This window comes from Desulfobacter hydrogenophilus, assembly GCF_004319545.1.
GTDB classification, from domain to species: Bacteria; Desulfobacterota; Desulfobacteria; order Desulfobacterales; family Desulfobacteraceae; genus Desulfobacter; species Desulfobacter hydrogenophilus.
The window spans coordinates 319557-328446 of sequence record NZ_CP036313.1 but is presented as its reverse complement, the minus strand read 5'-3'; the positions used below and the strand labels follow the sequence as shown (position 1 = coordinate 328446).

The window sequence follows — 8890 nt, the reverse complement described above, 5'->3', positions numbered from 1 at the left end:
AGGTTTTCTTTTTTTGTCTATAGTAACTTCAAGCCAGGATGTAAACTCAATTTAAATTTTAAGGAGTAGCCCATGGAAATTATCCGTAAAATTATAGAGATAGACGAAGAAAAGTGTGATGGCTGCGGTAATTGCGTGCCCTCCTGTGCCGAAGGGGCCATCCAGATCATTGACGGCAAGGCAAAGGTCATTGGCGATAAATATTGTGATGGGCTTGGTGCCTGTCTTGGCGATTGCCCCAGAGGTGCGCTTAAACTCATTGAACGCCGGGCTGACGAATATGATGAACAGGCTGTACACGCACGGCTTGATGCACAAAAATCAATAATTGCCCCCCAAAAATCTAAGGGTTGCCCATCACAGCAGGTAACAATGTTTCCCATCTCCCCGGTACCGGGAATGGGGGTGCCGACTGCCGGGTCCACTGGAGACTCCGCCTTAGGACACTGGCCGGTACAGCTTCGGCTGATTCCCGCTACAGCCCCTTTTTTAAAAGATGCAACCCTGCTGATCACAGCAGACTGTGTTCCTGTTGCCGCACCGTCGTTTCATTCAGATTACCTAAAAGGCAAGGTCGTCATGTTAGGCTGTCCCAAATTTGATGATGCAGATCTTTATATTGACAAGCTTGCAGACATTTTTACCCGGAATAATATCCTGGGTATCACCATGATGGTCATGGAAGTTCCTTGCTGTTCACAAATGAAATGGATCGTTGAGCGCGCCATGGAAAAATCAGGTGAAAGCATTCCTGTTCACCGGGTAACCATTTCAACGACAGGCCAACCATTGTCAGACGCTTCTGTTTCACCGCTTGTCGGTGTATGAAAATTCAACCGTTTCGCCAATACAAAAGAGCCAACGATTGTCAAAGATGGCGTAGTGCCTTGTGTTGGGTCTGTTTATGACAATCATTGCCGGCTTTTTTTTATCAACGGTGAGACTGAAGCCGAATCAATGGCGGGTTGGCCCAACACCTGCCGGATCACTTCGTCCAGTTCACCTGCCGAAAAGATTTTTATTCCCTGCTTGAGGCTGTCATCCATGGCTGCAATTTCAGCCTGGTTTTTGGCAGGGAAGATGATTGTCTTGATTCCGGCGGTTTTGGCTGCAAGCAGTTTTTCCCGGATGCCGCCCACAGGAAGGATTCTGCCGCTTAACGTCACCTCACCGGTCATGGCCATATCCCTGGGACAGGGAATATCCTTTAAAAGGGAAACCAGCGCCACGGCAATGGTCATCCCGGCTGACGGACCGTCCTTGGGAATGGCGCCGGAAGGGACATGAACGTGGATATCCCGGCCCTGGAAAAAGTCAGCCCCCAGACCAAGCTGTTCCGTGTGGCTGCGGATGTAACTTAAGGCGGCCTGGGCCGATTCCTTCATTATTTCGCCTAAATATCCGGTGAGGATCAGGCGTTCAGCCCCCATCATCCGCGTGGTCTCAACAAAGATAATTTCCCCGCCGCTTTCCGTCCAGGCAAGGCCTGTGGCGCATCCCACCCGGTCCCTTGCCCCTGCAATTTCATAGTGGTATCTGGCAGGGCCCAGAAGTTTTTCCACGGTGCTCTCATCAATTTTTATCTGCCGGGACGCATTCGGCGTATCGAGATATCGCCGGGCAACCTTGCGGCAGATAGCGGAAATTTTACGTTCAAGGCCTCGTAACCCTGCCTCCCGGGTGTGTTCCCTGATGATGGCACAAAGCGCATTTTGCGTAAATTCAAGGTTAAATCCCGAAAGCCCCGTATCTTCCATGGCCCGGGGGATCAGGTGGCGTTGGGCAATGTGGGTTTTTTCTTCGATGGTGTACCCGGACATGGAAATTACCTCAAATCGGTCCAGCAAAGGCCCTGGTATCCGTGCCACCATATTGGCCGTGGCAATGAACATCACCTTGGAAAGATCAAAGGGGATGTCCAGGTAATGGTCTATGAATTTTGAATTTTGCTGGGGGTCCAGCACTTCAAGCAGGGCTGAGGCAGGATCACCTTTGAAATCCTGTCCTATTTTATCGATTTCATCAAGCATGAGCACGGGATTTAACGATTCGGCCCGGCGGATTTCCTGGATGATTCGTCCGGCAAGGGCGCCGGCATAGGAACGCCTGTGTCCCCTGATGTCGGCCTCATCCTTCAGGCCTGCCAGGGAGATTCGGACAAATTTACGTTCCAGGCTTTGGGCAATGGACTGGCCAAGTGAGGTTTTACCCGTGCCCGGAGGGCCGGCAAAGCAGATCACAGGCCCCTTGGCTTCCACGAGTCCTGTTTTTTTGCCCAGGGCCTTTTTAACGGTCTCCCGGATGTCATTAAGTTTGAGGGGCTTGGGAATAAAGTGGAAGGAGCCCCGTTTGATAGCGTCCACGGCAGTGAGCACCGTGGCATAGCCGGAGATGATGATAACTTCTGTGGAGGGGCTTGTGGCCTTTATACGTTCCAGAAGTGCCATGCCGTCAATTTTATCCATTTTAAGGTCCGTGATCACAAGATCCACGGTTTTGTCCTTTAAAAAAGCCAGGGCCTGGATGCCGCCGTCAGCCGTGCTGACTTCATAGCCCTCCTTGGACAGGACATGTTCTAAGTTCATCCGGGTGATCTGCTCATCATCAACCACAAGAATGGTATTTTTTCGGGACAGCTTCATCTGCCGGACCGCTAGATGTTCAAGAATTCTCTCCTTGATTTCGTCAAGCCCGTAATGGTCGGAATTCAGGATTGTTTGCGCACGCTGGATGTCAAGATTATCCTGGGTATATCGGTTCCAGGGTAGGGTCGTCACATAGTCGATATGGTTGAGCCCGATGGTGTACTCTGCCGCAGTCGGGTTGATCTTTTCAAGCCGCTCAATCTCTTTGAGCAAAATTTTTTCAACCTCGGCCGGGATTTTTTGGTCCAGCACGGCCTCGCGCAGCGCGGCAACTTCTTCTGCTCCAGTATCAACAACCTGAGTCTCTTTCTCTTTTTTAAAGATTCGTTTCACCCTCTGACAGCCCTTTCTCTTCACTCTTCAAAATCATTAAGTTTTTTTAGCATGCAGCAATTACCATGCCTGATGCCTGATTGGGAGTGCGGCGGTCTTTTGAGAAATGATTTCATAAGGGTTTTCCCCACCTCCTCAAACAAAAATAAAAGGCGAATCAGGTATGAATTGTTTCATTACGCAACACCGACATTGAGAATTGCAATATCCGTAAACAGGCGCGAGGTAAGGCTTTAAATAATTATTTTAAAAAATATTGCATTATGCAACGCCACTGGGGGCGCGAGGTCGGCCTCAAGCTTATGAAAACCCTTGCTATATAGGCTGTTCTGGCTGTTTTGGGGAAACTGGTATGCAACTTGCTCATTATTTGTCAACAACGATGATAAACCCAATACATCTATAAGGAGGATGGTTACGTATGCAGTTTTTAAATGGATTAAAGGATAGAATCTTAACTCTTGGCAAAAAACACGGCAATACGGGAAAAACCATTACGTTTTCCCAGCCTTGCGTTAACAGTGATGCTGATACTTATACCGATCAATGCATGTTATGTAGCGAAAACCAGGGGAAAAACCTGGTGGTTGCCACACTTGAAAGCCGTTTTTCCGATGAGATGGTTGATTATGCCCTGGATATGGCAAAACGAATGGATTATGGCATTATTGCGGTGAATGCGGCCAATCTGACCTATGACGTGACCTCATTTTTTTCCACCACCCAGGAAGAACTGTACACCGATTTTAAGGAGACGGCCGCAAAAAATGTGGCGCAGTTCGAGGCGAAGGCTGCAGACCTGGGCCTGAAATTTGCCCATACCACAAGCCAGGCCGGTGTTGACCATGCCATTGCCGATATCACCAAAGAGTGCGGGCATATTGAATTTATTATTTCCGAGAACAAGCGTCCTGCTGCGATAAGGGATGCTGCCGTCAACCAGGACCGGATTGCCCAGCGGCTTTGCGTTTATTCAGTTAATTAGGAGGATATCTTTCATGAGTGCTCATTTTGTCATCGGTCTTAGTCTCATTTTGTTTACAGCGGTGCTGTGCTTTATCTACAGAAATGAAGGTGAATAGCACCTGTGCTGAATAATAGTTAATTTTGAATGGAGTGTTTTTTTAAATGACACCTGATATGATTATGACCATGATCATCCTGGTTTTTGTTATCTGCCTCTTTGTGTTCGAATGGGTGCGGGTGGATGTGGTCGGGATAATGATGATGGTCCTTCTTCCCCTGATTGGACTGATCTCTCCCAAAGAAGCCTTTGTGGGCTTAAGTTCCAATGCAGTTTGTTCCATTATTGCCGTAATTATCATTGGTGCGGGGTTGGATAAAACCGGCGTTATGAATAAGGTGGCCAAGCCCATCCTGGCCCTGGCAGGCAGAAGCGAAGCCAAGATCATGCTTCTGGTTTCAGGCACAGTGGGCGTTATTTCAAGTATGATGCAGAACATTGGGGCCGCAGCCCTGTTTTTGCCCGCCACCCAGAGAATCTCCAAGCGGGTGGGCATTCCCACTTCCCGCATCCTGATGCCCATGGGGTTTTGCGCCATTATCGGCGGCACCCTGACCCTTGTGGGTGCAAGCCCGACCATCCTGCTCAACGATCTTATGGTTTTGGGCGGTGAAAAGCTTGAACCTTTCGGATTGTTTACCCAGACCCCCATCGGTGTGTGTCTGTTGCTTACGGCGCTTTTATATTTTCTGTTTTTGGGACGGTTCATTCTTCCAAACGCAAGTGGCGATGCCGGCAAAGGCGCATCAGATGTACTGATCCAGGAATACCAGGGGGTCAACAGCCTGGTCGAGATGCATGTGCCCGAATCAAGCGGCACCACAGGGCTTCTGGATGATCTAAACATTCGGCCTCAATTTCTTGTTACGGTCATTGGCATCTCTTCACCCGCCACCCGGACCACCAACCATGTGCCCCACAGCTACGAAGGCATTAATGCCGGCGACGATATCGTGGTGGTGGGTAAAAAGGAAAATATTGACCGGCTGGCAGCGGAATATAGCTGGGAAATGAAGCCGGCTCTGGATACCTTTTCCGAGTCCCTTGCAAACACCAATGCCGGCATGGTGGAGGCTGTTGTGTCTCCCAGGTCCGAACTGATCGGAAAAACCTTGAACGAGGTGGATTTCAAAGAGATGTTCGGTCTTAATCCTCTGGTGCTGTTCAAGGACAACCGCAAGTACTATTCCGGACTGACCAATATCCGGCTGTCCATGGGGGATACCCTGCTGCTTCAGGGACCCTGGGAAAAATTTCATATTCTTAAAAATCGGCCGGCCCCAAAATCGTTAATGTTCGCCTCTGAACTGGAAGGCGAAATTTTGAGGCCCCAGAAAGCAATGCTGGCTGTAGGGTGGCTTGCACTTGCCCTTTTTCAGATCGTGGTCTTAAAAATCCAGTTGTCAGTGGCGCTTATGTCCGGGGCGCTTGGCATGATCATCACAGGTGTTCTCACCGTTGACGAAGCCTATCAGTCCGTAGACTGGATGACGGTTTTCCTTCTGGCAGGACTTATCCCCTTGGGTATTGCCTTTGAGAAGACCGGCACGGCCGGGTTTATTGCCCAAACCGTGCTCAACCTGATCGGAACGCCTTCCCCCATCGTTCTTCTGGCGGTTGTGGGTGTCATGGCATCCTTTTTTACTCTGGTTATCTCCAATGTGGGGGCCACGGTGCTTTTGGTGCCCCTGTGCATGAACATGGCTGTCATGGCCGGGGCTGATCCGAGAATGGCTGCGCTGGTGGTGGGGATTTCCGCATCCAACACCTTTGTGTTGCCGACCCACCAGGTTAATGCCCTGATCATGCGGCCGGGTGGTTACAGGACCATTGATTATACCAAGGCCGGTGCTGTGATGACTGTGCTGTTCCTTGTTGTGGAGTTGGCCGTGATCTATTTTTTCTACGGTATTTCTTAAACTCGAAAAATAATGGTGTTCCCCCGGGCCGATCGGATGACTTTGTGTCCGATCGGCCCTTTTATTGTCAAGAGATAACAATTAAACCGGCTATGGCCTTGTTTCCCATAGCGAACATATATATAAATTGATTATGCGATTCAGTCTTAGACATAAAATATCCTTTCTTTTCCTGGTTTTCATGGTGGTCAACAGCATGATATGGTTTGTGAACCACTATAGTAATTCCATGGTCTTGAATACCCTGGTGCTCATTGAAAAAAAACGGGACCTGTTGGATACGGTGCTCGAGGCCCGGCGTTACGAAAAAAATTTTTTTTTAAGAAAGGACATCAAGGATCTGTCCATGGCCCTGTCATACATCGGTAAAATCGATGAAAAACAAGCGCTTATTGAAAAAGAATTTTCTGACTTTGTGACAAATGATCCCTCCTTTGAGCAACGCAACCAGGCCATCAATGCGTACCGCAGCAACATGGAAACCCTGGCAGATCTGTATCAAAAAGGTACCGTGTCTTTGGCGCAGTCTTTGCAGATTCAAAATACGGTGACCCAGCTGGGGCGGGAGTTCACCACTGATATTGAACAGGTGGTAAAAACAGAGAAACAAAAGGTATTTGAACTGCTGGACCGGTCCAGGCAGTACCTGATGTTTTCCCTGTTCTCTTTATTTATCCTCACGGTGCTGGCCGCCATTTTTTTGGTTATCAAGCTTAACCGGCCCTTAAAGGCTATTGAAACCGGGATTAAACACATTGCCAAGGGAGATTATGATAAAATTCCGGCAATAAAAACCGGAGACGAGTTTGAATCTTTGGCCGTAAGCCTGAATGATATGATTGGAGAGCTGGGTCGGCGTAAAACCCAGCTTATCCAGGCCGAGAAAATGTCATCTTTAGGCACGCTTACTTCCGGGGTCGCCCATGAACTGAACAATCCGCTAAACAATATTTCCACCAGTATCCAGATCATCCAGGAGGAAATTGAAGACCAGGATATTAAGTATAAAAAAAAGCTTTTGGCAAATGTTGAACAGGAGATCAACCGGTCAAAGGAAATTATCCGGGCACTGCTTGATTTTTCCAGGCAAAGTGATTTCAGCCTTGAGCCGGTCCTGTTTAAAAAATTGGTCAACAACACCATGCATCTTATTACAGGGGATATCCCTTCGGATATTGACCTGGAAATCACCGTTCCCGATGATATTGAAGGGCGCATGGATCCCCGGCGCATCCAGCAGGTACTGCTTAATCTGATTATTAATGCCGTATTTGCCATGGAGGACCAGAACGGCGGATGTCTGACCATTTCAGCGTTCAAGGACAGTCAGGCACATGCTTTTATTTTTACGGTTCAGGATACGGGCAACGGGATAAAAAAAGAACATTTGGCCAAAATTTTTGATCCTTTTTTTACCACCCGGGAAGTAGGAAAGGGATCGGGTCTAGGACTTTCCATTATCCACGGCATCGTCGAGCAGCACGGCGGAACAATCCGCGTAAATTCCACCCTTGGCCAAGGTACAATCTTTACCGTCAGCCTGCCGGAGTGACATTAGGGAGCACCATGCAAGAACATATTCTCATTATCGAAGATGAGCAGATCGCTCTTAAAAATCTTGAACACATTCTTCTCAAGGATGGATACAAGATTACTGCCGTCGACAGCGGAACCAAGGGGTTGAACCTTATCAAATCCAAGATTTTTGATCTGATTATCACCGATTACAAGATGAAGAAAATTGACGGCATGCAGATCCTTGAACACAGCCGGGAACTGCAGCCCTACGCTGAAGTCATCATGATCACCGGCTACGCCACTGTCGATAATGCTGTTATCGCCATGAAAGAAGGGGCCTATCATTACATTGCGAAACCCTATAAATTAGATGAGGTCCGGCAGATTATTAAACAGGCCCTTCTCAAGCGATCCCTTCAAATGGAGAATCAATCGCTTAGAAAGCAGCTCGACCAGAAGGCAAAGCTGCCCGAAATTATCGGTAACAGTCCGTCCATGCTTCAAGTGAAAAAGACCATTGCCCAGGTGGCCCAGACCGATATCTCCGTGCTGATTTTAGGGGAAAGCGGCACGGGTAAAGAACTTGTGGCAAGGGCGATTCATAGTCTTTCCAGCCGGAAAAAGCATGAAATGGTGGCCTTTAACTGCGGTTCATTTTCAGAGGACCTCATGGCCAATGAGCTTTTCGGCCATGAAAAAGAGGCTTTCACCGGTGCCATGAAAACCAAAAAAGGCCTGTTTGAGTTTGCCGACCAGGGCACGGTGTTTTTTGATGAAATCGGGGATATGCCGCCCTCCATGCAGGTCAAAATCCTGCGCGTGATCCAGGAAAAAGAGATCATGCGGGTGGGCAGCACCCAGACCCTCGGCGTGGATTTAAGATTCATTGCCGCCACCCACAGGGACCTGCGCCACGAGGTGGATCAGGGCCATTTCCGCCAGGACCTTTATTTCCGGCTCAACGTGGCATCCATCATACTGCCTGCCCTGGCAGACAGAAAAGAGGATATTCCGCTTCTGGCCTATCATTTTCTGGCAAAGAAAAACCGGGATATGGGAAAAAGCATCAAGGAAATTGATCGGATCACCATGGATTTACTTGCCAACTATGCCTGGCCGGGAAACGTCCGGGAACTTGAAAACATTATAGAACGCGCCGTGGCCATGGAAAACAGCGAAGTGATATATCCCGAGGCACTGCCCGATCATCTTACTCAACTGGCTATTGAAACCTACCGCACAGCCCCGGAAGGCAAAATTCCCACCATGAAGGAGCAGGAAAAACGGTATATCCAGTGGGTGTTGGAACAGACCAACTGGAATAAAACCCGGGCTGCCGAAATAATGGAGATCGACCGGGTCTCTTTGTGGCGCAAGATCAAAGCGTTTAAATTGGAATAACAGTCATTTTCCATCGGTTTCTATAATTCTGATATTTTGGTATGAGACTA

6 protein-coding genes are annotated in these 8890 nt (G+C 48.6%); 5 read left to right on the top strand and 1 reads right to left on the bottom strand.

Features of this window, described 5'->3' with window-relative positions; genetic code table 11:
- The first annotated feature begins 72 nt into the window (after positions 1-72).
- A complete protein-coding gene (locus tag EYB58_RS01510) occupies positions 73-828 on the top strand; it encodes an ATP-binding protein (protein WP_111954668.1) in 756 nt (251 codons plus the stop codon).
- An 83-nt stretch (positions 829-911) separates the two neighbouring features.
- On the opposite strand, the gene lon is transcribed toward EYB58_RS01510, so the two are convergent.
- Positions 912-2978 carry an endopeptidase La gene (gene lon, locus EYB58_RS01505; RefSeq protein ID WP_111954666.1) on the bottom strand — a complete coding sequence of 689 codons (2067 nt, stop codon included), beginning with the start codon at positions 2976-2978 and terminating at the stop codon, positions 912-914.
- 421 nt (positions 2979-3399) lie between these two features.
- Here lon and EYB58_RS01500 point away from each other — a divergent pair, with 421 nt between their 5' ends.
- The 4 genes from EYB58_RS01500 (at position 3400) to EYB58_RS01485 (ending at position 8840) form a co-directional block, all read left to right on the top strand.
- Positions 3400-3963 (top strand): universal stress protein, encoded by a 564-nt coding sequence (locus tag EYB58_RS01500; RefSeq protein ID WP_111954664.1) that lies wholly within the window; start codon positions 3400-3402, stop codon positions 3961-3963.
- Between the two features lie 143 nt (positions 3964-4106).
- The gene (locus EYB58_RS01495) at positions 4107-5921 is read left to right on the top strand and encodes an SLC13 family permease (RefSeq protein WP_165477744.1); all 1815 of its coding nucleotides are present in this window, start codon (positions 4107-4109) and stop codon (positions 5919-5921) included.
- A gap of 196 nt (positions 5922-6117) precedes the next feature.
- On the top strand, positions 6118-7473 hold the full coding sequence (locus EYB58_RS01490; RefSeq protein WP_163354312.1) for a sensor histidine kinase: 1356 nt from the start codon (positions 6118-6120) through the stop codon (positions 7471-7473).
- Positions 7474-7487: 14 nt separating this feature from the next.
- Positions 7488-8840 (top strand): sigma-54-dependent transcriptional regulator, encoded by a 1353-nt coding sequence (locus tag EYB58_RS01485; protein ID WP_111954660.1) that lies wholly within the window; start codon positions 7488-7490, stop codon positions 8838-8840.
- The last annotated feature ends 50 nt before the right edge of the window (positions 8841-8890 follow it).

Bases quoted from the DNA above. Each gene is read 5' to 3' on its own strand.
- EYB58_RS01485 (WP_111954660.1), top strand. From the start codon at position 7,488: ATGCAAGAACATATTCTCATTATCGAAGATGAGCAGATCGCTCTTAAA.
- EYB58_RS01500 (WP_111954664.1), top strand. From the start codon at position 3,400: ATGCAGTTTTTAAATGGATTAAAGGATAGAATCTTAACTCTTGGCAAA.
- EYB58_RS01495 (WP_165477744.1), top strand. From the start codon at position 4,107: ATGACACCTGATATGATTATGACCATGATCATCCTGGTTTTTGTTATC.
- EYB58_RS01490 (WP_163354312.1), top strand. From the start codon at position 6,118: ATGATATGGTTTGTGAACCACTATAGTAATTCCATGGTCTTGAATACC.
- EYB58_RS01510 (WP_111954668.1), top strand. From the start codon at position 73: ATGGAAATTATCCGTAAAATTATAGAGATAGACGAAGAAAAGTGTGAT.